The sequence below is a fragment of the Litchfieldella xinjiangensis genome (genome assembly GCF_000759345.1).
Lineage (GTDB): Bacteria > Pseudomonadota > Gammaproteobacteria > Pseudomonadales > Halomonadaceae > Litchfieldella_A > Litchfieldella_A xinjiangensis.
Window position 1 is genome coordinate 107,593 of the sequence record NZ_JPZL01000003.1, and the last position, 22,990, is coordinate 130,582.

Sequence of the window (22,990 nt, forward strand, 5' to 3'; positions counted from 1 at the left end):
TCAGATACTGTCGGGCGTGCGCAGCTCCGTGGCCTGGATTCGCCGCTCACGCAGCGTTTCGCGTTGAGAAGGCATCTCGGCACGGTAGACGCCTTGATCGCCGACGACCCACGACAGGGGACGGCGCTCCTCCTGTATCGAGTTCTGCAACAACTGCAATCCCTGCAGGAACGCCTCGGGACGCGGCGGGCAACCGGGGACGTAGACATCCACCGGCAGGAACTTGTCGACCCCCTGCACGACGGAATAAATATCGTACATCCCGCCGGAATTGGCGCAGGAGCCCATGGAAATCACCCACTTGGGCTCCAGCATCTGATCGTAGAGCTGCTGAATGACAGGGGCCATCTTGATGAAGCAGGTGCCGGCAATCACCATGAAGTCGGCCTGACGCGGCGAGGCACGAATCACCTCGGAACCGAAGCGGGCGATGTCATGCGGTGCGGTAAACGCGGTGGTCATCTCCACGTAGCAGCACGACAGACCGAAGTTGTATGGCCACAACGAGTTCTTGCGCCCCCAGTTCACTGCCGAGTTCAGCACCTCATCGAGCTTGCCGGTGAACACGTTGCGATGCACTTGCTGCTTCATCGGGTCCTCGACGCGCTTGCGCTCTCCCAGGGGATAGCGAGCATCATCGGCAGCGACCGTATCGTCGGCACGCGTCAGGGTGTATGCCATGCAACTCCTCCGAATGTTGTGACCGGCTTGGCAAGGTAGGCCGACGTTTGCCGGACGGCCTCTATCCTGCCTGTTATGTCAGCTCGTTCTGCCGTTCAAGGTCGCGGGGTACGGCCCTTCGGCGCCCAATCCAGCGCTCCCACCCGAGTGTCGTAGACCAGGCCGGCGAGCAGGATGAAAATGAAGACGGCGGCGCCCAGGAAGCCTGTCCAGCCCACCTCACGTAGCGATACGGCCCAGGCGAACAGGAACACGGCCTCGATATCGAAGATCACGAACAGCATCGCGACCAGATAGAACTTGACGGAATAACGCTGGCGGGCACTCCCCGTACCGAGGATGCCCGACTCGTAGGGCAACGTCTTGCTACGTCCCTGGCTGCGCCCTCCCAGCAGGCTGGCGGCAACGATCATGAAGGTACAAAGCGCTAAGACAGCGAAAACGAAGAACCCGATGGCCCAGTATTGGGCAACCAGTCCACTGGTCTCCTCGTTCATAGAACCTCGCTAAGCCACGATTTCCTTTATGGGGTCATACCGTAAGCGATATCGAGCGGCACCTGCCAGGTGAGTGCTGCGTTCGGCTTACAGCCGTCAGGCATAAGCGTAGGAGAACATGCAGGATTTGTCAGAGACGCCTTGCCGAATGCCGCTAGCACAAGGGCAGCAACCAGGCTTGCGCCAGCCCCAGCAGCAACGCATAACGCCCCCCCTTGGCGACAACTATCAGCAGGACGGCACGCCACCAGGGCAGGCGCAGCACACCAGCCAGAACGGTCAGGGGATCACCGATCAATGGCACCCATGACAGCAATAGGCTCCATTCGCCAAAACGCAGATACCAACGCTCGGCACGCGCCAATCCCGCTGCCGAGGCCGGAAACCAGCGACGCCCTTGGAAGCGACGCGCATAACGACCAAGAGCGACATTGACCAGGCTCCCCAAGCTATTGCCCAGTGTCGCCACTGTCCACAACGCCAATGCCGGCTCGCCCAGGCACCACTGTCGTGCCAGCCACACCTCGGAGCCCCCGGGCAGCAGCGTGGCGCTGGCCAGCGCCACGAAAAACAGGCTCAGCATGGCCGATCACCCCCGCCACGGAGTACTCTAGAGCCACTGTTCATCGATATTGATTGCACTGGCTGCCTCATGACCGACTCCTTCGCATCCCGCCCCCCCAATGTGCTGACCATCGCCGGCTCGGACCCCTGTGGGGGGGCCGGCATCCAGGCCGATCTCAAGGCGTTCTCGGCGCTGGGCGCCTATGGTACCAGCGTGATCACTGCCCTGACCGCGCAGAACACACGCGGCGTGACCGGTGTGCATCCCGTCCCTGCCTCCTTCATCGCGGAGCAGCTCGAGACCCTGCTCGACGACGTTGCCATCGATGCGGTCAAGATCGGCATGGTTGCCAGCCGGGATGTCGCCGAGACGATACGCAGCATACTGACCCGGCACCGGCCGCGCTGGATCGTTCTCGATCCGGTCATGGTCGCCAAGAGTGGCGATATCCTGGTCGACGATGCAGGCCTCCACGCCGTGCGCGACATCCTGGTTCCGTTGGCCGACGTGATCACTCCCAACCTGCCGGAAGCGGCCGTGCTGCTCGATACCCGCACACCCGACTCGCCGGACGCCATGGAGGCCCTGCTGCCATCGCTGTTGGCACTGGGGGCCCGCCATGTCCTGCTCAAGGGCGGGCACCTGCGCAGTGGCGAGCGCTGCCCCGACCTGCTGGCCGGACCGGACGGGACACACTGGCTGGATGGCCCTCGGATCGCCACCGACAACCTGCATGGTACGGGCTGCTCGCTATCATCGGCGATCGCCGCCTGCCTGGCCCACGACGATGCGGTTCCCAGCGCCGTGGCACGCGCCAAGCAGTGGCTCAGCGAAGCCCTTGAAGCCAGCACCCGGCTGGACGTGGGCCGCGGCCACGGTCCGGTGCATCACTTCCATGCCTGGTGGTGAGCGGCCTTATCCCAGCCGTGCTACCGTCACCCCAACATCCAACCGGAACAGGATCCATGCGAGCGTTGATTCAACGAGTCCGCCGCGCCAGCGTCGATGTCGAAGGGCGCCGTATCGGAGCCATCGACCACGGACTGCTGGCGCTGATCGGGGTCGAAAAGGGCGATAGCGAGGCCCGTGCCGACAAGCTACTGCACAAGCTGCTGCATTATCGGATTTTCGGCGACGCCGAAGGCAAGATGAACCTCGATCTGCAGCAAACCAATGGCGGATTGCTGCTGGTATCGCAATTCACACTGGCGGCCGATACCGGCCGCGGCTTGCGGCCCAGCTTCTCCAGCGCGGCGCCACCGGACGAAGGTGAGCGGCTCTTCGCTTATCTCGTCGAACAGGCGCGATCACGCTGGCCGAACGTCGCCACCGGCGAGTTCGGCGCCGACATGCAGGTCGAGCTGGTCAACGATGGCCCGGTCACCTTCCTGCTGGAGACCTGAACTCATTTGGAATTCTTGACGCACGAACGCGTCTCTAAACCCACGGAACGGGAGGCAACATGTCAGGCAATCGGCTTGCATTTATCACTGGCGGCGCTCAAGGCATCGGGCGCGGCATCGTCGAATACCTGTTGGCCCGCGGTTGGCGGGTCGCCGCGCTCGATCGCGACGGGGAGGCATTGGCTGAACTCGACGCCGCTCACCCCACCACGCCCCTGCTGTCGCTCAAGGCCGATACCGCCCACGAGAACGAGGTGGATGCCGCCTTGCTACGGTTACGCGACTGGCAGGCCAACGACAACCAGCCTCCAGGGCTCGACCTCCTGGTCAACAACGCCGGTATCGCCGATCCCGAGACCGGCCCGTTGGAGCACCTTTCTCTCGCCGACTGGCGGCGCTGGCAGGACAGCCACCTGACCGGGGCCTTTCTCTGCACCCGGGCCACGATTGCCGACCTGAAGCGACGCAAAGGCAGCATCATCAACATGACCTCGACCCGGGCGCTGCAATCGGAACCGCATTGCGAGGCCTACGCCGCGGCCAAGGGTGGGCTATTGTCGATGACGCATGCCCTGGCCGTGAGCCTGGGGCCCGAGATTAGGGTCAATGCGATCAGTCCCGGCTGGATCGAGACCGGGCCGTGGCAGAAGTACGCCCAACGCAACGCGCCCGATCATCGTGCCGTCGACCGCGAGCAACACCCTGCCGGCCGGGTTGGGGTGCCCGAGGATATCGCCGCCGCGGTCGCCTTTCTGGCGGGCGACGAGGCCGGTTTCATTACCGGCCAGCAATTCGTCATCGATGGCGGCATGACGCGCAAGATGATCTATGCCGAGTAATCCCGCCCAGCTACATAGGCCCGTATGGGTTACTACTCGCCGGTCAGTTCTTCCTCGAGTTGCTCCAATGCCTCTTCGGCAGCCAGCCATTGGCCTTCGAGTTCCTCGAGGCGGCTCTTGAGTTCACCTTGGCGGGACAGGGCTTTCGTCAGTTCTTCCTTGCGGGCCGAGTCGGTGTAGAGCTCGGCATCGCCGAGCTGCGTCTCGACCTCGTCGAGCGCGGCCTCCACCTTGGCCATCTCCGCTTCGGCACGGTCACGCTCCCGCTTGAGCGGGCGCAGCTTTTCACGTAGTTCCGCCGCAGCCCGCCGCGCCGCCTTGCGATCCTGAGGAGTAGTGTCGCTATCCTGCCGTTCGGCCTTGTCCTGACGCGCCTCTCGCCGTTCGCCTTCCAGACGCGCCTTGAGCCAGGCCCGGTAATCCTCCAGGTCGCCGTCGAAGGGCGCCACGCGATGATCGGCCACGCGCCAGAACTCATCCACCGTGGCGCGCAGCAGATGGCGATCGTGAGAGACCACGATCACGGTACCCTCGAAGCCGGCCAGCGCCTCGGTCAGCGCCTCGCGCATCTCGAGATCCAGGTGGTTGGTTGGCTCGTCGAGCAAAAGCAGGTTGGGTTTCTGCCAGGCCACCAGCGCCAGCGCCAGACGCGCCTTCTCGCCGCCCGAGAAGCGCCCCACCTCACCGAAGGCGTCGTCGCCTTGAAACCCGAAACCGCCCAGAAAGTTACGCAGTGACTGTTCACTGGCCGTGGGCGACAAACGCTGCAGGTGCACGAAGGGAGTTGCGGTCAGGTCCAGGCCCTCGACCTGGTGCTGGGCAAAATAGCCGATGGCCAGGTTTTCGCCGGGAATGCGCTTGCCGGCCAGCGGCGGCAATTCCCCGGTGAGCGACTTGATCAAGGTCGACTTGCCGGCGCCGTTGGGGCCCAGCAGGCCGATGCGCTGTCCGGGCAATATGCTCAGCTTGACGTTCTCGAGCTGAACGTGAGCGCCGGCCTCGGTGCGGTAGCCCAGGTCGGCCTCGTCCATGACCAACAACGGGTTGGAGATCTTGTCGGCCGACGGCAGGGTGAAATGAAAGGGCGAATCGACATGCGCAATGGCGATGGTTTCCATGCGCTCGAGCATTTTCAGCCGGCTTTGCGCCTGACGCGCCTTGGTGGCCTTGGCCCGAAAGCGCGCCACGAAACTCTCGATCTCTTCACGCCGCGCCTGTTGCTTGGCCGCCTCGGCCTGCTGCTGGGCGAGCTTTTCCGCCCGGGTGCGCTCGAAGGCGGTGTAGTTACCGCGATAGGTGGCCAGGCGGCCATGATCGAAATGGATGATGTAGTCGCATACGGCATCCAGGAAGTCCCTGTCGTGGGAAATCAGCAGCAGGGTCCCGGGATAGCGGATCAGCCACTGTTCGAGCCAAAGCAAGGCATCCAGGTCGAGGTGGTTGGTCGGCTCGTCGAGCAGCAGGATATCGGATGGCATGAACAGGGTCTGGGCCAGGTTGACCCGCATGCGCCAGCCCCCCGAGAAGTCGGAGAGCGGCCGCTCGAGATCGCCCTGCACGAAGCCCAGCCCGACCAGCAACTGTGAGGCACGCGCCCGGGCACTGTAGCCATCGAGTGCCTCGATGCGGCCATGCAATTCGGCCTCGCGGTGGGCATCGTCATGCTGTCGCGCCATCGCCAATGCACGCTCGGTTTCGCGCAGCGCACGATCCCCATCGAGCACGTAGTCGACAATGGCCCGATCGAGAGAGGCCACTTCCTGCGCCATGTGCGCGATACGCTGCCCGCCGGCAATCTCGACATCGCCCTTGTCAGGGGCCAGCCCTCCCAGAAGCAGCTGAAAAAGGCTCGACTTGCCAGCCCCGTTGGGACCGACAATGCCCGCCTTGTGGCCGGCGTGCAGTGTCAAATCCGCGTTTTCCAGCAGGGTCTGGGTGCCGCGTTGCAGGGCAACCTGGCGCAATGCAATCATGCAGGCTCCACTCGAGATTCGTTGAGGCTGGCCTCGGCCGGCCAACCATGCCAATGACCGATGATTCTACCCGATCGGCCGCGACTCTGCGGCATCGCCTGAACCGCCCAGGCCTATGGGACTTCGCACTGGCCTTCTATGCCCAGCCCGAAGTAGAGACCGCTTGCCTGACACTGCAGGATGAGGCCGGTGTCGATGTCTGCGAGCTGTTATGGCATTGCTGGCTGCATCGACATGGTCTCGGATTGAGGCACGCTCCGGCGGGGCTTGCTGCGGTACACCAGTGGCAGGTGGAGACGACCCGCCCCTTGCGGCGCTTGCGCCGTGCGCTGAAGGCCGAGGCACTGGAGGCTCCGGGGGTGGCCGAGGTGCGTCGACATATCAAGCAGGCCGAACTCGCTGCCGAGCGAGAAACCCTGGAGCGGCTTCAACGCCTCAGCGAGGCGTGCCCTGAACTTATCGCCGGCTCGCCCGCTCCCTTTTCCCTGCAAAAACACCTCGCCAAGGCCTTGAAAATACAAGAAAAAAACCATCTTCTGCTACTCAAGACCTTGGAAAACCACCTTGACCCTCCCCAGCCGTCACGCTAGCCTCAAACTACCGGACCTTTGTAAAGGCGTGTTAACAAGACACTCAATTTCACGCTTTCAATCTCAATAAGGGGAACTGATCGATGTCGCTAAACAAGCTGCTGACGACGGCCAGCGTAGGCGCTGTGGTGCTGGGCATGTCCAGTGCCGCCTACTCCGATAATTGGCGCTACGCTCACGAAGAATATGAGGGCGATGTTCAGGACGTGTTCGCCATCGCCTTCAAGGACTATATCGAAGAGAATTCCGACCATAGCGTACAGGTCTATCGCTTCGGTGAGCTCGGTGAATCCGACGACATCATGGAGCAGACCCAGAATGGCATCCTGCAGTTCGTCAACCAATCGCCCGGGTTCACCGGCTCGCTGATTCCCGAAGCCCAGATTTTCTTCATCCCTTACTTGCTGCCCACCGACGAGGAAACCGTCCTCGAATTCTTCGACGAGAGCAAGGCCATCAACGAGATGTTCCCCGAGCTTTATGCCGAGCAAGGGCTGGAACTTCTCAAGATGTATCCCGAAGGCGAGATGGTGGTGACCGCAGACGAGCCGATCACCTCACCGGAAGACTTCGAGAACAAGAAGATCCGGGTCATGACCAATCCGCTGCTCTCCGAAACCTACAACGCCTTCGGCGCAACGCCGACGCCGCTGCCCTGGGGTGAGGTCTATGGTGGGCTGCAGACTGGCATCCTCGACGGTCAGGAAAACCCGATCTTCTGGATCGAATCCGGCGGCCTGTATGAGGTATCACCTCATCTGACCTTCACCGGCCATGGCTGGTTCACCACGGCCATGATGGCCAACCAGGACTTCTACGAAGGCCTTTCCGATGAGGATCAACAACTGGTCCAGGACGCAGCAGATGCGGCCTACGATCACACCATCGAGCACATCCAGGGCCTTGCCGAGGACTCGCTCGAGAAGATCAAGGAAGCCTCCGACGAAGTCACCGTGACCCGCCTCGATGAAGAGCAGATCCAGGCCTTCCGCGAGCGCGCCCCGCAGGTCGAGGAGAAGTACCTCGAAATGACCGGCGAGAAGGGTGAAGAATTGCTCAATCAGTTCAAGGAAGACCTTGAAGCGGTTACCGAGGAGTAAGAACTCACTCGGCAGGCCAAGACAGGGGCAGCAATTGCTGCCCCTTTTGCATGCCTGACTCCCGAAGCGTCTACCAAACGTTGAGGGAGGCAGCCACGACCCGAGGCATATGGATTAGCCTTGTTGAAGAGGGCGCGTAACAGCCCGCTCGTTCACAGAAGGAGTGATGTTCATGTCCGACGAGGAAACAGAAAAGAACTATCGCTCCGGCCTGCCCGGCATATTGGGCACCGTCGATACGTTCATCAGCCGTCTCGAAGCGGTCATCCTCGCCATGGGGGTCCTGCTCATGGCCTTGAATACCGTAGCGAATGTCATCGGACGCTTCGTCTTCGGCCAGAGCATATTTTTCAGCGGTGAGATCAACCGTATCCTGATCATAATGATCACCTTTGCCGGTATCGGCTATGCCGCTCGCCACGGGCGCCATATCCGGATGTCGGCGATTTATGATGCGCTGCCCGTAGGCGGACGCAAGGCACTGATGATCGTCATTGCATTGTTCACGTCCCTAGTCATGTTTTTCCTGCTGTATTACTCGGTGATTTACATCTTGGATCTGTACGACAAGGGCCGTGTATTGCCAGCGCTGGGCATCCCGATCTATCTCATCTACCTGTGGGTACCGTTGGGCTTTTTGATCACGGGCATACAATATCTGCTGACCGCAATCAAGAACTTCAATACGCATGACGTCTACCTTTCGACCTCGGTGGTCGACGGGTACAAGGATACGGAAACGGAAGTCTAGGCTGGGCGCTTGGTCACGAGGAACGTACGATGACGACGATAATGGTCTCCACCATGATTGCCCTGCTGTTGCTGGGCTTTCCCATGATGATCCCGCTGATCACCGCAGCGGCGATCGGCTTCTACATGATGTTCAACGGCCTGGGCCAGATGGACACGCTGATCCAGCAGATGATGGCGGGGATTCGCCCGGCCTCGCTGATTGCGGTGCCGATGTTCATCCTGGCGGCCGACATCATGACACGCGGCCAGTCGGCCAATCGCCTGATTGCCATGGTCATGGCGTTCATTGGCCACATCAAGGGCGGCCTGGCCGTCAGCACCGCAGCCTCCTGCACCCTATTCGGCGCGGTGTCGGGCTCGACCCAGGCCACCGTGGTCGCGGTTGGGTCTCCGCTGCGGCCCAAGATGCTCAAGGCAGGCTATTCCGACTCCTTCACCCTAGCGCTGATCATCAATGCCAGCGACATCGCCTTCCTGATTCCGCCCAGCATCGGCATGATCATCTATGGCGTCATTTCGGGCACGTCGATCGGCGAGCTATTCATCGCCGGCATCGGGCCCGGACTCCTGATCCTGCTCATGTTCTCGGCCTATTGCGTGGCCTACGCCGTCATCAAGGATGTTCCCACCGAGGCCAAGTCGACCTGGCGTGAGCGGCTCTCGGCCGTCCAGCAGGCACTCTGGCCGCTGGGGTTCCCGGTCATTATTGTCGGCGGCATCTACGGCGGGGTCTTCAGCCCCACGGAAGCCGCCGCGGCGTGCGTCCTGTATGCCGTGCTGCTCGAGTTCGTGGTCTTCCGCTCGCTGAAGATGTCGGACATCTATGCCGTGGCCAAGTCCACCGGCCTGATCACGGCGGTAGTCTTCATTCTGGTGGCGGTCGGCAACGGCTTTTCATGGATCATTTCCTTCGCCCAGATTCCCCAGGCGCTGCTCGAGGCGGTGGGGATCAACGAGGCCGGCCCCACAGGGGTACTGATCGCGATCTGCATCTCCTTCTTCGTGGCGTGCATGTTCGTCGATCCCATCGTGGTCATTTTGGTCTTGACGCCGATCTTCGCCCCCGCCGTGGCCAGTACCGGGCTCGATCCAGTGCTGGTGGGCATCCTGATCACACTCCAGGTAGCCATAGGCTCGGCAACACCACCGTTCGGGTGCGACATATTCACGGCCATCGCCATATTCAAGCGCCCCTACTGGGATGTGATTCGTGGCACGCCGCCGTTCGTGTTCATGCTGATCCTGGCTGCGGCACTACTGATCATGTTCCCGCAGATCGCCCTGTTCCTCCGGGACCTGGCCTTTGCCGACTAACCGCTTGGAAAGGAACGTGTCATGTTCGAGAAGATACTGGTGCCGGTCGATGGCTCGAAGGGGGCTCTCAAGGCACTGACCAAGGCCGTACAACTCGCCAAGCTGACCGATGCCGAGATCTATGTACTCTGCGTATTCAAGCATCACAGCCTGCTCGAGGCATCGCTATCGATGGTCAGGCCCCAGCGTCTCGACATTCCCGATGATGCGTTAAAGGAGTACGCGACCGAGATCGCCGTGCAGGCCAAGAACAAGGCGGTGGAGCTCGGCGCGACCAAGGTGCGCGCTTTCGTCAAGGGCGGGCGCCCCTCGAACACCATCGTGCGCTTTGCCCAGAAGCGGGGGCTGGACTTGATCGTGATGGGCTCACACGGCACCAATGGCGAAAAGTCCACCTCCCTGGGAAGCGTCTCGCAGCGAGTCGCCAGCATGACCCGCTGCCCCACCCTGGTGGTCTAGTGACATAAACGACCGCCAGACTCATCGGATGCGGAACCTGGCGGGGCCTGTTAGAGTCCCAAGGGTTCCTATCTATCTCCATGTGTTAAGGATCCTTCATGAAATCATTGGTCACCGCCACGACGCTCGGCGCCCTGCTTAGCGTCTCGACGTTCGCACTGGCACAGCAACCGGAAAGCGACGAGGCCAAGCTCAGCTACAGCCTGGGCGTGACCCTGGGGCAGAGCCTGGTTCAGGATGTCGCCGAACTGGACCTGGATGCCTTCAGTCAGGCACTCGAAGATGTCTATGCCGACAACGAACTGGCCATGACCGAAGAGGAAATGGCCGAAGCCCTGACCCGCTTCCAGGAGCAGGCCATGGCCGAAAGCCAGCGTCAGGCACAGGAGCAGGCCAGCAAGAACCTGGAACTTGGCGAGGCGTTCCTCGAGGAGAACGCCGAGAAAGAAGGCGTCACCGTGACCGAATCCGGTCTCCAGTACGAAGTGCTGGAAGAGGGTGATGGCGAGTCGCCCACGGCCGAGTCCACCGTCGAAGTTCATTACGAAGGCCGTCTGCTCGATGGCACCGTGTTCGACAGCTCGTATGAGCGCGGCGAGCCGGTCAGCTTCCAGGTAGGCCAGGTCATCGAAGGCTGGCAGGAAGCGTTGCAGCTGATGAGCGTTGGCGATACGTGGATGGTCTACATTCCCGCCGACCTGGCCTATGGCCCCCGCGGTCAAGGTCCCATCGGCCCCAACGAGACACTGACCTTCAAGGTCGAACTGCTTGGCGTGACCGAGTGATATACCCCGCATGAGGGTCTCCCTGATCGGCCTCGGCCTGGCATTGGCGCTGACCTCGACACTGGGTAGCCCGGTCGTGGCCTTGGCGGAGGAGGCCCTCGCGCCTCTTCCCACGCTGACCCTGGATGGCGACGCGACGAGCGTACTCGGCGTGTCGTCGGGCGGTTATATGGCCACCCAGCTTGCCGTGGCCTACCCCTCACGCTTTCATGGCCTGGGCGTTTTTGCGGCCGGCCCCTGGGGCTGTGCTCAAGGTGCGCTTGGACGGGCGCTGGGCCAGTGCATGAAAACCCGCCTGGGGCTTCCCGACCTATCGACATTGGCCGAACGCTACGCCGACTATCGTGAGCATGATCGGGTGGGCGCCACCGATGCGCTTGCGACACAGCGGGTCTACCTCTGGCATGGCGAACAGGATCCCACCGTGAAGCCCGCGCTCAGTGAGCTACTTGCCCGGCAGTATCGTGGCTGGCTCGATAGCGACGACCAGCTGCGGCGCGAGACGACCGCGAACGCGGCCCACGGCTGGCCGGTCGACAGCGAAGGGAGTGATTCGTCATCACTCGCCCATTGCAGTGAAGGCGGTAGCCCCTACCTGCTGGATTGCGGCGTCGATGGGGCGGGACGCGCCCTGGAATGGTTTTACGGTGAGCTGCAACCCGCCGACCCGAAAGCCCCCGGCGAGCTGCGCACGTTCGATCAGTCCCCTTTCGAGGGCGGGCGTAGCATCGATGACGTCGGCTATGTGTTTGTTCCCGAAGTATGCGATACCGGTACCGAGTGCCGGCTGGTGGTGGCCTTGCACGGGTGTGGCATGGGCCGTGAACAGGTCGGTGAAACCTTCGTGCGCGAGACGGGCCTCAACGCCTGGGCAGCGACCAATGCGCTGGTCGTGCTCTATCCCCAGGCCGCCCCCAGCCTCCCCAACCCGCAGGGGTGCTGGGACTGGTGGGGCTATGCCGAAAGCACCTGGCAGCCCAAGCCCTTGCATGACACTCGCCAGGGGCGTCAGGTGCAAGCGCTGATGGGCATGATCGCTAAGCTCACCGGACAGGAAGTCACCGAGGCGCCCTGAGGCCTATTCAAGCCCTGCCTCAGGCGTCTTCCAACTCGGTGCGCAGTGCCGAAATCAGACTGTTGGGATTGGGTGAATAGAGTACCCGCTGTTGAATCGTGCCGTTCCTATCGACCAGGAACAGGGTCGAGCTATGATCGACGGTATAACCCATCTGGGAATCTTCCATCTCGGCCTTGCGCCAGAACACACCGTAGCGCTGGGTAATATCGTCAAGCTCGGCCTCGCTGCCACGCAAACCGATGAAACGGTCTCCAAAATGGCCTACATAGGTCTCCAGTCGATCGAGGGTATCGCGCTCGGGATCGACCGTGATCAGCACCGGCACCACTCGCCTTGCGAGCTCCTCGTCGACCTGCTGCAGGGCCTGACGCACCACCCCGAGGGTCAGCGGGCAGACATCGGGGCAGTAGGTATAACCGAAGAACACCGCCGCCAGTTGGTCTTCCTCGAGCTGGGCCAACGAGAATTCGCCACCCTGGGTCGAGGGCAGGGCGATGTCCCCCCCCTCCGGCTCGCCCTGCCGCGCATTTTGCTGATGGAGGAAGGCCCAAGCGCTTAACCCCAGCACCAGTACCAAAATCGCCCCTAGCCCGATCCAGATTCCCTTGCGCGCCATCATGTCCTTCTCCTGATATCGAAATCGAACCAGCTACCCTTGCGCCCATCTGGCGTGGTGATGATCACCTGAGCCCGCCATGGCATGAGTGACTCGCTGCATACGCCGATCTGGCCATTTCCGATGAAATGGCCTCGATCCGCCGGCGCCAGGCTGAAGCGGTTGATGCCCATGTTCATGTTGCGGCCGACGAATTCGACCCGCACCGACTCGACCTCGACCCCATCGACACGCACCTCGATCGGGAAAGGCTCCAACGGCTGCAGGTCACCGCCCACCTCCAGTTCGAGCCATGCGCTCAAGCCCAGGTTGGCCTCACAGGGCCCCTGCTGGAGATCGCACGGCGTGGAGGGGGGATACCATGTGACATCCTCGGTACTGCCGCGCAGGTAATAATCGGCCAGGTACCAGAGCGCCACGACCACCGTGACCAGGGTCACGACAATCAGCAGGTTGAGGAGCGGCGAGCGCGGCGTTTCATCGTCGCTATGCGTAAGCGGGGCGGACATTGCGGCGAAAGTCCCTCCGATCGGGGCGGCAAAGCGGTAAGCTTAACAGCTATTCGTGCTACTGGGCGCTGCGAAGGGTTGTCGCAGCAAGGTACGGACCTAATTGCCAGGTATTGACTGGGAGGTGACATGGCCGGCGTCGACAACGCCTTGGGACCGCTGTTCCTATTGATTCTACTCGGCGCCGTGCTGGGATGGCGACGCCTGCCGGGGGGCGATTTCTGGCCCCAGCTCGAGCGGATCATCTACTTCCTTTTGTTCCCGGCCATGCTGGTGTCCACCCTGGCCACCGCCGACGTCAGCCAAGTCCCGGTAACGCGAGTGGCGATCAGCCTGCTCGGCGCCATGCTGCTGTTCGCCCTGGTGTTATGGGCACTGCGTCACCGTCTCGGGCTCGGCTCGCCGGCCTTCACCTCGGTCTTCCAGGGGAGCCTGCGCTTCAATACCTATGTCGGTGTCGCCGGCGCCAGCGCACTGCACGGCAGTGCCGGGGCCACGGTGGCGGCCGTGGCCGTGGCGCTGATGGTGCCTGTGGTCAATATCCTGTGCGTGGGCAGCTTCATTGCTGCCGGCACCCTGGGCTCCGCCAGTCTGGGACGCAGCGTGGCCGCCCTGCTTCGTAACCCGCTGATCCTGGCCTGTGTACTCGGAATCGCACTTAACCTCACGGGCATCGGACTGCCCGGTTGGAGCGCAGAGGCGGTTGCGTTGCTCGGGCGGGCCGCCTTACCCCTCGGCCTGGTGGCCGTCGGCGTCGCGCTTCGGCCCCAGGCCTTGATTCGCCTCGACCGGGGCGTGTGGACGGCCAATCTCATCAAGCTGGGCTTGATGCCAGCCCTGGTGCTGGGGCTGGGGACCGCCCTGGGGCTCGACCCTGTCAGCCGCGACATCACCCTGCTGTTTGCCGCCCTGCCGACCGCCACCTCCGCCTATATCCTGGCGCGCCAACTCGGGGGCGATGCCGAAATGATGGCGGCATTGATCACCGGGCAAACGCTATTGGCCATGCTGACGCTCCCCCTGTGGATGAGTCTGGGCAGCGCTTGAGCGCGGCAGAGAAGATACGAATAAAAAATATTCTCGTTACGCTTGACCAATCAAATGAGAATGATTATCTTAATAACCGTGGCGCTTGCCAGGCGCTACACGCCATCGCAGAGGATGTCAGGTTCTCTGCCATGGTTTCTCCTCATCAAGCTAGTCACGGTCTTACCGCCACCCACCAGGGTGGCGTTTTTTTGTTCATGACGGCAACGATGGCCAGCCCGTCCGCCAGGGTCCCCGATGCGCAAGCCGCTCACGCAGCAGGTCTGCCAATGCGTTCACGGCCGGGCGCGAACCGGCGTCGATCTTGCGCGCGAAGTGCAGGCCGGCCTCGCAGCGAGAAAGCTCGGGCAACCCCTCGGCCGCGCCCAATTCGCGCATGGCAGGCGTCAACCGCTCACGATCGAGCACGCTGATCGCCAAGCCCATTTCCACGGCTTTCTCCACGGCGTGGATACTGGTACTGGTAAAGACGCCTCGCCAAGCCCTGTCGATACGTTCCAGCGACTCGATTGCCAGTGTCCGGTAGGGGCAATCTTCTTCATGCAGAGCCAACGGCAGGGGGGTGCGCTCCGCGAGGTCGCCCGCCCTGGGTCCGGCCCACACCGGCGAGGTCAGCCATAACGTTTCCCCGCCAGGCAGCGCATGCGGCCTATCCAGGATGACGGCCAGCGTCAAACGGGAGCGCATCAATTGATGTGCCAGAGAGCCGCTGGTCGCGGTAACGACCTCAAGATGCACGTCGGGGTGCAGGGCCATGAATTCGGGCAGGACATTGCCGAGCAGTTCACGGGCGTAATCTTCCGGCAGCCCCAGGCGCACCTTACCGCCAAGCCCACGCCCGGTGAAGCGAGACAGCAGCCCATCGTGAAGGCGGAGCAATTCGCGCGACTCCTGCAGCAGCGATTCGCCGATGGCGGTCGGTCTCACCCCCCGCGATCCGCGCTCGAGCAGACGAGTATCAAGTATCTCCTCAAGCCGCTTGATCTGCATGCTGATGGCACTAACGGTGCGATGCCGTTGCTGGGCCGCGGCGGCGAACGAGCCCAATTCAGCGGCCGCATGGAAGCTGCGCAGCAATTCCAGATCCAGCGCAGCCAACGAGACTTCAGACATATTGAACCCTGGATGTAAAATTAATCGATTCATTGAATACTGAATTTCGTCCATCCTCAAGGTCCATTCACCGACAAGGAGCCTTGCATGTCGACGCCCATCGGTTCGCTACTCATCGCCATCGGCTTTGTGGTGTGCTGGAGTTCCGGCTTCATCGGGGGCAGGCTCGCCAGCGAAGCGGCTACGCCGGTGCTCTCGCTGTTCGCATGGCGCTTCGTGCTGGCTGCCCTGTTGGTCGGGCTCTGGTGGTGGCTCAAGGGGAGCCGGCCCTTAGCGAGACAGGAGATGCTGCGTGAGCTGCTGACCGGCAGCCTGACCATGGGCGGCTACCTGCTTGGCGTGATCCTGGCGATCGAGCAGGGCGTCAATGCCGGCATCGTGGCGCTGATGACCGCGCTGCAACCAATCCTGGCATCGGCCCTGGCAGGCCCCTGGCTGGGTGAGCGCCTCTCCGGCCGCGGCTGGTTGGGCATGATCATCGCCAGCCTGGGCATGGGTCTATGTGTCGTCGGCGACCTCGCCACCAACGCAACGAGCCCGCCCTTGTGGAGCTATGGCTTGCCCTTGCTGTCGGTGATATCGGTGACGTTGGGTAGCTTGCTGACCGTACGCGGGCCCTCGGCGATGTCACTGCCCGCCACGCTGACGATACAACTGACAGGCGCCGCGCTGATCTTCACGCTGGCTGCGTGGATCGGGGGCAGCCTGGCGTTGCCCCAGACCGATACCGACAGCCTGTGGGCCATCGGCTGGCTGGTGGTCCTGTCGAGCTTGGGCGGATATGGCCTGTTCGTGGCGAGCTTGCGCCAGCTCGGGGTCACGAAGACCTCGACCCTGGTCTACCTGACCCCGGCGGTGACCCTCGTCTGGACCGCCGCCATGTTCGGCGAATACCCCGGGTTGTGGGCACTCGTCGGGATGGCGGTGGCGGGCTTCGGGGTCGCGGTGGCTATTCGCAGCGCGCGAAAATCAGATCCCACACCCCGTGCCCCAGTCGCTCACCGCGCGCCTCGAACTTGGTCAACGGACGAAACGTGGGACGTGGCACGAACGGCATCGTTTCCGAGGTCGCCGTATTACGAAAACCCGGCGCAGCGGCCATGATCTCGGCCATCTGCTCGGCGTAGTTCTGCCAATCGGTGGCCATATGGAACACCCCGCCGGGCTTGAGCCGGGTACGAACCAGTTCGGCGAAAGCCGGCTGAAGGATACGGCGCTTCTGGTGCTTCTTCTTCGGCCAGGGATCGGGGAAGAATAGCTGCAGTGTATCGATCGAGGCTTCGGGAATACATTCGTCGAGCACCCGCAAGGCATCCTCACGGTAGACCCGCAGGTTGGTCAGGCCGTGCTTGTCCGCTTCATCGAGTAGCTTGCCGACCCCCGGGGCATGGACTTCGATACCGATGAAATCGGTATCGGGGTGCGTCTCGGCCTGCTCGATCAGCGAGCCCCCCATGCCGAAGCCCACCTCCACCACGCGTGGCGCCTGGCGGCCGAACAGCGCGTCCAGATCCTGGCGACCCTCTGCCAGGGTGAGGCCCAGGCGCGGCCAGACTTCTTCCAACCCGCGGGTCTGGGCCGCGGTCATGCGCCCTGCGCGCAGTACGTAGCTCTTGATGCCCCGACGATGTAACGGGGCCGGTTCGCCAGGAGCAGCGGAGTGAGAGTCAGTGACCTCAGGCGTCTCGGAGTATCGGTCGTTCATACGGCTCGCAGCAGTCGTTGAAAGAAATCAGCCGTTGATGCGGCCGGCAAATGGGGAAGAGGGTTCGGCGCTCTGGCGGCGTGGCATACGGCCGGCCAGGAATGCCTCGCGCCCTGCCTCCACTGCCTTGCGCATCGCACGGGCCATCAGTTCGGGCTGCCGGGCATGGGCAATGGCCGAGTTCATCAGCACGGCGTCACAGCCCAGCTCCATGGCCATGGCGGCATCCGAGGCGGTACCGATGCCGGCATCGACCAGCACAGGCACACTGGCGCGTTCGACGATCAGGCTCAGGTTGTGCGGGTTCTGCAGACCATGGCCGGAGCCGATCAGCGAGCCCAGCGGCATCACCGCACAGCAGCCCCGCGCTTCGAGCTCCTTGGCGACGATCGGATCGTCACTGGTATAGACCATGACGTCGAAGCCGTCCTTGAGCAGCTCATCGGCGGCCTTGAGCGTTTCCACCACGTTGGGATACAACGTATCGGTATCGCCCAGCACCTCGAGCTTGACCAGTTTGTGGCCATCGAGCAGCTCACGTGCGAGCTTGCAGGTACGCACGGCATCCTTGGCGGTATAGCAACCGGCGGTATTGGGCAGCAGGGTGTAACGCTGGGGAGAAACCGCGTCGAGCAGGTTGGGCTCGCCCGCCTCCTGACCGAGGTTGGTGCGACGCACGGCAAAGGTCACGATCTCTGCGCCGCTGGCATCGATGGCTCGTGCCGTCTCGTCGAAGTCCTTGTACTTGCCGGTGCCGACCAACAGTCGCGACGAAAACTCGCGCCCGGCGATGGTCAGCGGCGGATCCTGAAACGGTAAAGACATCTATGTCTCCTTGCGCGGTGCTCAACCACCGCCAATGGCATGTACGATTTCCACGCTGTCGCCGTCGGCTAGACGCCGCTCGCTGTGCTGGCTGCGTGGCACGATTTCCTCGTTGACTTCGACGGCAATCCGCCGCTCGGCCAGCCCCAGGGACTCGACGAGCGCCTGCACCGTGGCAGCGTCGTCTACCGTCGTCTTCTCACCGTTGAGCTGAATCTGCATGCCTGCCTCCGAGTCGTCTCGCATCATCGTGGGCCATGCGGGCCCGCCGAATCGCGGGCCGGTATTTTAACCTCAATCGCCCGCTCAGGCATCCCTGTCGGGCCATACGTCCCTGTCGACCAGCTCGGGTCGCTTGAGAACCGACGGCGTGAAGACGGGCTCATGAACTCCCTCGCGGCGTTGACGCTCGTAATCCTTGAGTACACCGATGGCGATGGGGGCCATGAACAGGATCGCGAACAGGTTGGTCGTAGCCATGAGGCCCATTGCCAGGTCGGCGAAGTTCCATACGAATGTCAGATCGGATACCGAGCCAACCATTACCATGACCAGAATGACGACCTTCAAGGCACTCACTGCGACCTTGGCGTGACGCCGGAAAAGGTATTCGATATTGACCGCCGAAAATGAAAAGTTGGCGAGTATCGAAGTAAACGCGAAGAACAGGATCGCCAGGGCGATGAAGATTTCGCCGAAGCTCCCCAGATGATCCACCATGGCATCCTGGGTCAGCTGAATGCCCTCGATGCTCTCGCCTGGTGAGGTGGAGAGCAGCCGCTCATAGACCCCGGACAGCAGGATCACCACGGCCGTGCAGCTACAGATCACGATGGTATCGACGAAAACCCCGAATGACTGCACCAGCCCCTGGGCCGCGGGGTGCTTGACCGTGGCCTGCGCAGCGGCGTTCGGAGTCGAGCCCATGCCTGCCTCGTTCGAGAACAACCCACGCTTGATGCCGTTCTCCATCGCCGCCTTGATGGCGTAACCGGCAGCCCCACCGACCGCAGGGCCGAAACCGAAGGCACTCATCACAATCAGCGAGAGCATGTCCGGAACGGCGGCAATATTGACGAACAGGATATACAGGGCGACCAGCAGGTAGGCAATAGCCATTATCGGCACGATCTTCTCGGCGGTGCGCGCCACTGACTTGAGCCCACCGTAGATCACCAGACCCGCAAGCACGACGATCACCAGCCCCGTGATCCAGTTGGGAATGCCGAAGGCGCCATTCATGCCCTGGGCGATGGTATTGGACTGTGCGGCGTTGAACGCCAGGCCATAGGCGATGATCAGGAACACGGCGAACAGGGCACCCAGCCAGCGCCAGCCCAGGCAGCGCTCGATGTAGTAGGCCGGGCCACCCCGGAACACGCCATCCTCGTTGCGGTGCTTGTAGACCTGCGCCAATGTCGACTCGATGAAGGCCGTGGCGAACCCCACCAGTGCCGTGACCCACATCCAGAAGATGGCGCCAGGCCCCCCGACCCAAAGGGCCAGGGCGACCCCCGCCAGGTTCCCGGTACCCACACGGGCCGCCATGGAAGTGGCAAAGGCCTGGAAGCCACTGACCCCCTCGCCGGCCCCACGAGCGGTCACCGTGACGCGCGCCATGTGTCCGAACAGGCGAAACTGCATGCCTCGCGTCAGAATCGTGAACCAGACCCCGGCCCCAAGTAGCAGGTAGACCAGAATATAGCTCCAGATAAAATCGCTGACCGGATTCATCACGGCGTAGATGGCATCACGCAGCGATTCGAAGGTTTCCATGGCATGATTCTCCTGAGAAGACGCAATCAGCAACGTGCCCTCGCCTGGGCACGCCGCGGCGAAAGTCGAGCATGGTAGCGGCATCGCCCCCTGGCCGCACCCAACCGCTCCTATCTTTGATAAATACTGTACCCAAGCTATAACCACAGCGTAGACACTCGGGAGACTCGACACATGCCTTATCGCCTCGCCTGGATGGCCGTGGCCCTCAGCGGTTTCGTCACCGTGGCCGCCGGGGCCTTCGGCGCCCACGCCCTGGCCGACCAGGTTGCGCCCAACTCGCTCAAGGCCTTCGAGACGGCCGTACGTTACCAGGCCTGGCACACCCTGGCAGGCCTGGGGATCCTGGTATGGCGGCAATTCATGCCACTCAAGGGCCAGCGACTGGTGCTGACCTTGTGGGGCACGGGCATCGTGCTGTTTTCGGGATCGCTGTATCTACTGGTACTCACCGGCGCCCGATGGCTGGGGCCGGTGACACCGGTCGGGGGATTACTGATGATGGCTGGCTGGCTGGCGCTGGGGGTCAGTGCCTGGCGCGCTCAGTCGTCGTCTTCGTCGCGGTCGGGAACCGCATAGGTGGCCGTGACGATAGCCACGGGTTCGTCATCGCCGGCGGAAAACAGCTCCACCTCACCCACCACCAGACGGCGGCCCAGCTTGACGATACGCGCATTGGCGATCAGGTCGCGGTCGCCGCGGGCGCGGCGCAGGAAGTGGCAATTCAGGTCGGTGGTCACGGCCATTGGCTCGGGGCCGATCTGGGCCAGGATCGCCACGTAGAGGCAGACATCGGCCAGGCCCATCATGCTGGGACCGGAAACGCTTGCCCCCGGGCGCAAGTGTTCGTCTTCGATGGCCAGGCTCATGGTGGCCCGCATGTCGTCGACCCCTTCGATGGTTCCCTGTCGATGAGGAAAGACATCGTCGAGAAAATCCTCGATCGCAGCAGCGGTCATGACGGTCATGGGAGCTCTCCAAGCGGCACGATATGGGCATTGCGCCACACGATACCCCAAGGCGCTGACCTCGCCCAGCCTCCGAGGGGGACGGCAACGAAAAACGCTCCCGCCAATGGTGGGAGCGTTTCGGTTCGGGGCTTACATCATGACGTTATGCCAAGCACTCAATGCTTGGCCTTGTGGACCGCACGCCAGTGATGCAGTAGCGGCTCGGTGTAGCCCGCCGGCTGGGCGCGTCCCTTGAAGACCAGGTCGCTGGCCGCCTGGAAGGCGCTGGAGCCTTCGAAATCGGCGGACATCGGCGTGTAGTCGGGATCGGCCGAATTCTGATCGTCGACCACCTTGGCCATGCGCTCGAGCGTCTTGCGGACCCGCTCGGCATCGACCACACCATGATGCAGCCAGTTGGCAATGTGCTGGCTAGAAATCCGCAGCGTGGCGCGATCCTCCATCAGCCCCACGTCATGGATATCGGGTACCTTGGAGCAGCCCACGCCATGCTCGACCCAGCGCACCACGTAGCCGAGGATGCCCTGGCAGTTGTTGTCGAGCTCCTGCTGGATCTCGTCATCCGCCCAGTTGGCCTGCTCGGCCACCGGCACGGTCAACAGGTCGTCGAGCAGGTCCTGCTCGCCCTGGGCTTCGAGCTCACGCTGAATGGCATCGACATCGATCTGGTGATAGTGCAGCGCGTGCAAGGCGGCTGCCGTGGGCGACGGCACCCAGGCCGTGTTGGCCCCGGACTTGGGATGGCCAATCTTCTGCTCGAGCATGGCGGCCATCAGATCGGGCATCGCCCACATCCCCTTGCCGATCTGGGCGCGGCCACGCAGTCCACACGCCAGGCCGACCAACACGTTATTGCGCTCATAGGCACCGATCCAGGACGCACCTTTCATGTCGCCCTTGCGGATCATCGGGCCGGCTTCCATGGCGGTGTGCATCTCGTCGCCGGTGCGGTCGAGGAAACCGGTATTGATGAATACCACCCGCGAGGCGGCTTCGTTGATACATGCCTTGAGATTGACCGAGGTGCGGCGCTCCTCGTCCATGATGCCCATCTTCAGGGTGTCGCGCGCCATGCCCACGATATCCTCGACGCGGCCGAACAATTCGTTGGCCAGTGCCACTTCCTTGGGCCCGTGCATCTTGGGCTTGACGATATAGACCGAGCCGGTACGGGAGTTGCGCGGCTTGCCCTCGTCCTTCTTCAGGTCATGCAGGGCAATCAGGCCGGTCATCACCGCATCGAGAATGCCTTCCGGCAGTTCGTTGCCCTCGCTGTCGAGGATCGCCGGCGTGGTCATCAGGTGACCGACGTTACGTACGAACATCAGCGAACGACCGGGGAGCCGCAGATGGCCGCCCTGGGGCGTGAGGTAGTCACGATCGGGGTTGAGACGGCGGGTCAGGGCCTTGCCGCCCTTGGCCACCTGTTCTTCCAGGTCGCCCTTCATCAGGCCCAGCCAGTTGCGATAGACGAGGACCTTGTCCTCGGCATCCACGGCCGCCACCGAGTCCTCGCAATCCATGATGGTGGTCAGGGCCGCCTCGACCACCACATCCTTGACGCCCGCCGGGTCGGTCTTGCCGATGGGGTGCTGGTCATCGAACTGAATTTCCAGATGCAGGCCATTGTGGGTCAGCAGCAGCGTTTCGGGGTGGTGACTGTCGCCCTGATAGCCGACCAACTTGCCGGGATCCTTGAGCCCGGTCTCGCGCCCCCCTTCGAGCTTGACCACCAGGTGGCCATCACGCACCTGGTAGTTGACGCTATCGCGGTGCGAGCCCGTCGCCAGGGGAGCGGCCAGATCGAGAACCCCACGGGCGTAGGCGACGACCTTGGCGCCGCGCTTGGGGTTGTAGTCGCTGCCCTTCTCTGCGCCGTCCTTCTCGCTGATGACGTCGGTACCGTATAGCGCATCGTAAAGGCTGCCCCAGCGGGCGTTGGCGGCATTCAGGGCATAGCGTGCATTGCTGACCGGCACCACCAACTGCGGCCCGGCCTGCTCGGCGATCTCGCGGTCGACGTTGGTCGTAGTGGCCTTGACGCCGGCCGGGGCATCGACCAGGTAGCCGATCTTCTGCAAGAAGGCGCGGTAGCCGGCCATGTCGCGCACCGGGCCGGGATTTTCGCGATGCCAGGCATCCAGCTCGGCCTGCAGGCGATCACGTTCGGCGAGCAATTCCTGATTCTTGGGTGTCAGATCATGAAACAGGGCATCGACACCCGCCCAGAAGGCCTCGGCGTCGACGCCGGTACCGGGCAGCGCCTGCTCATTGATGAAGCGCTCCAGCTCGGAAGCCACCTGAAGGCGATGGCGAGTGACTCGTTCGGTCATGTTGGGTCTCCTGATGCGTCAGCCGGCACGCACCGCCGACGGCGTCATGCTGCCGCCC

General features: G+C 62.7%; 25 protein-coding genes and 1 pseudogene. 13 read left to right on the forward strand and 13 right to left on the reverse strand.

The window, feature by feature from the left end; genetic code table 11:
• From JH15_RS12740 to JH15_RS12750, 3 genes are all read right to left on the reverse strand, one after another.
• Positions 1–681, reverse strand: a complete 681-nt coding sequence (locus JH15_RS12740) for a NuoB/complex I 20 kDa subunit family protein (protein WP_043530954.1) — start codon at positions 679–681, stop codon at positions 1–3.
• Between the two features lie 95 nt (positions 682–776).
• Complete coding sequence (gene ndhC, locus JH15_RS12745; RefSeq protein ID WP_043530955.1) at positions 777–1,178, reverse strand: NADH-quinone oxidoreductase subunit A; 402 nt, start codon at positions 1,176–1,178, stop codon at positions 777–779.
• Positions 1,179–1,332: 154 nt separating this feature from the next.
• Positions 1,333–1,761: a YqaA family protein gene (locus JH15_RS12750; protein WP_043530956.1), complete on the reverse strand. Its 429-nt coding sequence runs from the start codon at positions 1,759–1,761 to the stop codon at positions 1,333–1,335.
• 69 nt (positions 1,762–1,830) lie between these two features.
• Here JH15_RS12750 and thiD point away from each other — a divergent pair, with 69 nt between their 5' ends.
• The 3 genes from thiD to JH15_RS12765 are packed head-to-tail and all read left to right on the forward strand — an operon-like array spanning position 1,831 to position 3,985.
• Positions 1,831–2,652, forward strand: a complete 822-nt coding sequence (gene thiD / locus JH15_RS12755; RefSeq protein WP_043530957.1) for a bifunctional hydroxymethylpyrimidine kinase/phosphomethylpyrimidine kinase — start codon at positions 1,831–1,833, stop codon at positions 2,650–2,652.
• A 56-nt stretch (positions 2,653–2,708) separates the two neighbouring features.
• Positions 2,709–3,146, forward strand: coding sequence for a D-aminoacyl-tRNA deacylase (gene dtd / locus JH15_RS12760; RefSeq protein ID WP_043530959.1), 438 nt, complete (start codon positions 2,709–2,711; stop codon positions 3,144–3,146).
• A 59-nt stretch (positions 3,147–3,205) separates the two neighbouring features.
• Entirely contained in the window at positions 3,206–3,985 is a 780-nt protein-coding gene (locus tag JH15_RS12765; protein ID WP_043530960.1) for an SDR family oxidoreductase, read from the forward strand.
• A 32-nt stretch (positions 3,986–4,017) separates the two neighbouring features.
• On the opposite strand, the gene JH15_RS12770 is transcribed toward JH15_RS12765, so the two are convergent.
• Positions 4,018–5,958, reverse strand: a complete 1,941-nt coding sequence (locus JH15_RS12770) for an ATP-binding cassette domain-containing protein (protein WP_043530961.1) — start codon at positions 5,956–5,958, stop codon at positions 4,018–4,020.
• Positions 5,959–6,011: 53 nt separating this feature from the next.
• Here JH15_RS12770 and JH15_RS17585 point away from each other — a divergent pair, with 53 nt between their 5' ends.
• The 7 genes from JH15_RS17585 (at position 6,012) to JH15_RS12805 (ending at position 12,034) form a co-directional block, all read left to right on the forward strand.
• The gene (locus JH15_RS17585; protein WP_052384109.1) at positions 6,012–6,548 is read left to right on the forward strand and encodes a TIGR02444 family protein; all 537 of its coding nucleotides are present in this window, start codon (positions 6,012–6,014) and stop codon (positions 6,546–6,548) included.
• A gap of 83 nt (positions 6,549–6,631) precedes the next feature.
• The gene (locus tag JH15_RS12780; protein ID WP_043530962.1) at positions 6,632–7,648 is read left to right on the forward strand and encodes a TRAP transporter substrate-binding protein; all 1,017 of its coding nucleotides are present in this window, start codon (positions 6,632–6,634) and stop codon (positions 7,646–7,648) included.
• A gap of 172 nt (positions 7,649–7,820) precedes the next feature.
• Complete coding sequence (locus JH15_RS12785) at positions 7,821–8,399, forward strand: TRAP transporter small permease (RefSeq protein WP_043530963.1); 579 nt, start codon at positions 7,821–7,823, stop codon at positions 8,397–8,399.
• A 29-nt stretch (positions 8,400–8,428) separates the two neighbouring features.
• On the forward strand, positions 8,429–9,715 hold the full coding sequence (locus JH15_RS12790) for a TRAP transporter large permease (protein WP_043530965.1): 1,287 nt from the start codon (positions 8,429–8,431) through the stop codon (positions 9,713–9,715).
• A 21-nt stretch (positions 9,716–9,736) separates the two neighbouring features.
• Positions 9,737–10,174, forward strand: a complete 438-nt coding sequence (locus JH15_RS12795) for a universal stress protein (protein ID WP_043530967.1) — start codon at positions 9,737–9,739, stop codon at positions 10,172–10,174.
• 98 nt (positions 10,175–10,272) lie between these two features.
• Positions 10,273–10,959, forward strand: a complete 687-nt coding sequence (locus JH15_RS12800) for a BamJ family beta-barrel-assembly machinery protein (RefSeq protein ID WP_043530969.1) — start codon at positions 10,273–10,275, stop codon at positions 10,957–10,959.
• 10 nt (positions 10,960–10,969) lie between these two features.
• Positions 10,970–12,034 carry an extracellular catalytic domain type 2 short-chain-length polyhydroxyalkanoate depolymerase gene (locus JH15_RS12805; RefSeq protein WP_043530971.1) on the forward strand — a complete coding sequence of 355 codons (1,065 nt, stop codon included), beginning with the start codon at positions 10,970–10,972 and terminating at the stop codon, positions 12,032–12,034.
• A gap of 19 nt (positions 12,035–12,053) precedes the next feature.
• Here JH15_RS12805 and JH15_RS12810 read toward each other — a convergent pair whose 3' ends face one another.
• Both JH15_RS12810 and JH15_RS12815 read right to left on the reverse strand, forming a co-directional pair.
• Entirely contained in the window at positions 12,054–12,656 is a 603-nt protein-coding gene (locus JH15_RS12810; RefSeq protein WP_043530973.1) for an SCO family protein, read from the reverse strand.
• Positions 12,653–13,162, reverse strand: coding sequence for a hypothetical protein (locus JH15_RS12815; protein WP_043530975.1), 510 nt, complete (start codon positions 13,160–13,162; stop codon positions 12,653–12,655). The genes JH15_RS12810 and JH15_RS12815 overlap by 4 nt, the downstream gene beginning before the upstream one ends.
• A gap of 129 nt (positions 13,163–13,291) precedes the next feature.
• On the opposite strand from JH15_RS12815, the gene JH15_RS12820 reads away from it, so the two are divergent.
• A complete protein-coding gene (locus JH15_RS12820) occupies positions 13,292–14,209 on the forward strand; it encodes an AEC family transporter (protein ID WP_043530977.1) in 918 nt (305 codons plus the stop codon).
• A 195-nt stretch (positions 14,210–14,404) separates the two neighbouring features.
• On the opposite strand, the gene JH15_RS12825 is transcribed toward JH15_RS12820, so the two are convergent.
• A complete protein-coding gene (locus JH15_RS12825; RefSeq protein WP_052384110.1) occupies positions 14,405–15,322 on the reverse strand; it encodes a LysR family transcriptional regulator in 918 nt (305 codons plus the stop codon).
• Between the two features lie 87 nt (positions 15,323–15,409).
• On the opposite strand from JH15_RS12825, the pseudogene JH15_RS12830 reads away from it, so the two are divergent.
• Positions 15,410–16,261 (forward strand): annotated as a pseudogene (locus JH15_RS12830) (DMT family transporter); the annotation flags it as partial.
• Between the two features lie 10 nt (positions 16,262–16,271).
• Here the strand turns inward: JH15_RS12830 and trmB are convergent.
• From trmB to JH15_RS12850, 4 genes are all read right to left on the reverse strand, one after another.
• Positions 16,272–17,027 (reverse strand): tRNA (guanosine(46)-N7)-methyltransferase TrmB, encoded by a 756-nt coding sequence (trmB, locus tag JH15_RS18365; RefSeq protein WP_081949027.1) that lies wholly within the window; start codon positions 17,025–17,027, stop codon positions 16,272–16,274.
• 27 nt (positions 17,028–17,054) lie between these two features.
• Entirely contained in the window at positions 17,055–17,852 is a 798-nt protein-coding gene (locus JH15_RS12840) for a thiazole synthase (RefSeq protein ID WP_043530981.1), read from the reverse strand.
• Positions 17,853–17,873: 21 nt separating this feature from the next.
• Positions 17,874–18,074 carry a sulfur carrier protein ThiS gene (gene thiS / locus JH15_RS12845; RefSeq protein WP_043530983.1) on the reverse strand — a complete coding sequence of 67 codons (201 nt, stop codon included), beginning with the start codon at positions 18,072–18,074 and terminating at the stop codon, positions 17,874–17,876.
• Positions 18,075–18,158: 84 nt separating this feature from the next.
• Complete coding sequence (locus tag JH15_RS12850) at positions 18,159–19,628, reverse strand: alanine/glycine:cation symporter family protein (RefSeq protein ID WP_043530985.1); 1,470 nt, start codon at positions 19,626–19,628, stop codon at positions 18,159–18,161.
• A 174-nt stretch (positions 19,629–19,802) separates the two neighbouring features.
• Between JH15_RS12850 and JH15_RS12855 the strand changes: the two genes are divergently transcribed.
• Positions 19,803–20,207: a DUF423 domain-containing protein gene (locus tag JH15_RS12855; protein ID WP_043530987.1), complete on the forward strand. Its 405-nt coding sequence runs from the start codon at positions 19,803–19,805 to the stop codon at positions 20,205–20,207.
• Here the strand turns inward: JH15_RS12855 and JH15_RS12860 are convergent.
• Together JH15_RS12860 and JH15_RS12865 are read right to left on the reverse strand one after the other, a co-directional pair.
• Positions 20,171–20,596: a PaaI family thioesterase gene (locus tag JH15_RS12860; protein ID WP_043530989.1), complete on the reverse strand. Its 426-nt coding sequence runs from the start codon at positions 20,594–20,596 to the stop codon at positions 20,171–20,173. The two genes, JH15_RS12855 and JH15_RS12860, sit on opposite strands and share 37 nt — an antisense overlap.
• A gap of 158 nt (positions 20,597–20,754) precedes the next feature.
• The gene (locus JH15_RS12865) at positions 20,755–22,932 is read right to left on the reverse strand and encodes a malate synthase G (protein ID WP_043530991.1); all 2,178 of its coding nucleotides are present in this window, start codon (positions 22,930–22,932) and stop codon (positions 20,755–20,757) included.
• Between the last annotated feature and the right edge of the window lie 58 nt (positions 22,933–22,990).

What these genes read in the sequence shown, in the direction of transcription:
- JH15_RS12740 (WP_043530954.1), bottom strand. Translation starts at nt 681, where the DNA reads ATGGCATACACCCTGACGCGTGCCGACGATACGGTCGCTGCCGATGAT.
- ndhC (WP_043530955.1), bottom strand. Translation starts at nt 1,178, where the DNA reads ATGAACGAGGAGACCAGTGGACTGGTTGCCCAATACTGGGCCATCGGG.
- JH15_RS12750 (WP_043530956.1), bottom strand. Translation starts at nt 1,761, where the DNA reads ATGCTGAGCCTGTTTTTCGTGGCGCTGGCCAGCGCCACGCTGCTGCCC.
- thiD (WP_043530957.1), top strand. Translation starts at nt 1,831, where the DNA reads ATGACCGACTCCTTCGCATCCCGCCCCCCCAATGTGCTGACCATCGCC.
- dtd (WP_043530959.1), top strand. Translation starts at nt 2,709, where the DNA reads ATGCGAGCGTTGATTCAACGAGTCCGCCGCGCCAGCGTCGATGTCGAA.
- JH15_RS12765 (WP_043530960.1), top strand. Translation starts at nt 3,206, where the DNA reads ATGTCAGGCAATCGGCTTGCATTTATCACTGGCGGCGCTCAAGGCATC.
- JH15_RS12770 (WP_043530961.1), bottom strand. Translation starts at nt 5,958, where the DNA reads ATGATTGCATTGCGCCAGGTTGCCCTGCAACGCGGCACCCAGACCCTG.
- JH15_RS17585 (WP_052384109.1), top strand. Translation starts at nt 6,012, where the DNA reads ATGACCGATGATTCTACCCGATCGGCCGCGACTCTGCGGCATCGCCTG.
- JH15_RS12780 (WP_043530962.1), top strand. Translation starts at nt 6,632, where the DNA reads ATGTCGCTAAACAAGCTGCTGACGACGGCCAGCGTAGGCGCTGTGGTG.
- JH15_RS12785 (WP_043530963.1), top strand. Translation starts at nt 7,821, where the DNA reads ATGTCCGACGAGGAAACAGAAAAGAACTATCGCTCCGGCCTGCCCGGC.
- JH15_RS12790 (WP_043530965.1), top strand. Translation starts at nt 8,429, where the DNA reads ATGACGACGATAATGGTCTCCACCATGATTGCCCTGCTGTTGCTGGGC.
- JH15_RS12795 (WP_043530967.1), top strand. Translation starts at nt 9,737, where the DNA reads ATGTTCGAGAAGATACTGGTGCCGGTCGATGGCTCGAAGGGGGCTCTC.
- JH15_RS12800 (WP_043530969.1), top strand. Translation starts at nt 10,273, where the DNA reads ATGAAATCATTGGTCACCGCCACGACGCTCGGCGCCCTGCTTAGCGTC.
- JH15_RS12805 (WP_043530971.1), top strand. Translation starts at nt 10,970, where the DNA reads ATGAGGGTCTCCCTGATCGGCCTCGGCCTGGCATTGGCGCTGACCTCG.
- JH15_RS12810 (WP_043530973.1), bottom strand. Translation starts at nt 12,656, where the DNA reads ATGATGGCGCGCAAGGGAATCTGGATCGGGCTAGGGGCGATTTTGGTA.
- JH15_RS12815 (WP_043530975.1), bottom strand. Translation starts at nt 13,162, where the DNA reads ATGTCCGCCCCGCTTACGCATAGCGACGATGAAACGCCGCGCTCGCCG.
- JH15_RS12820 (WP_043530977.1), top strand. Translation starts at nt 13,292, where the DNA reads ATGGCCGGCGTCGACAACGCCTTGGGACCGCTGTTCCTATTGATTCTA.
- JH15_RS12825 (WP_052384110.1), bottom strand. Translation starts at nt 15,322, where the DNA reads ATGTCTGAAGTCTCGTTGGCTGCGCTGGATCTGGAATTGCTGCGCAGC.
- trmB (WP_081949027.1), bottom strand. Translation starts at nt 17,027, where the DNA reads ATGAACGACCGATACTCCGAGACGCCTGAGGTCACTGACTCTCACTCC.
- JH15_RS12840 (WP_043530981.1), bottom strand. Translation starts at nt 17,852, where the DNA reads ATGTCTTTACCGTTTCAGGATCCGCCGCTGACCATCGCCGGGCGCGAG.
- thiS (WP_043530983.1), bottom strand. Translation starts at nt 18,074, where the DNA reads ATGCAGATTCAGCTCAACGGTGAGAAGACGACGGTAGACGACGCTGCC.
- JH15_RS12850 (WP_043530985.1), bottom strand. Translation starts at nt 19,628, where the DNA reads ATGGAAACCTTCGAATCGCTGCGTGATGCCATCTACGCCGTGATGAAT.
- JH15_RS12855 (WP_043530987.1), top strand. Translation starts at nt 19,803, where the DNA reads ATGCCTTATCGCCTCGCCTGGATGGCCGTGGCCCTCAGCGGTTTCGTC.
- JH15_RS12860 (WP_043530989.1), bottom strand. Translation starts at nt 20,596, where the DNA reads ATGACCGTCATGACCGCTGCTGCGATCGAGGATTTTCTCGACGATGTC.
- JH15_RS12865 (WP_043530991.1), bottom strand. Translation starts at nt 22,932, where the DNA reads ATGACCGAACGAGTCACTCGCCATCGCCTTCAGGTGGCTTCCGAGCTG.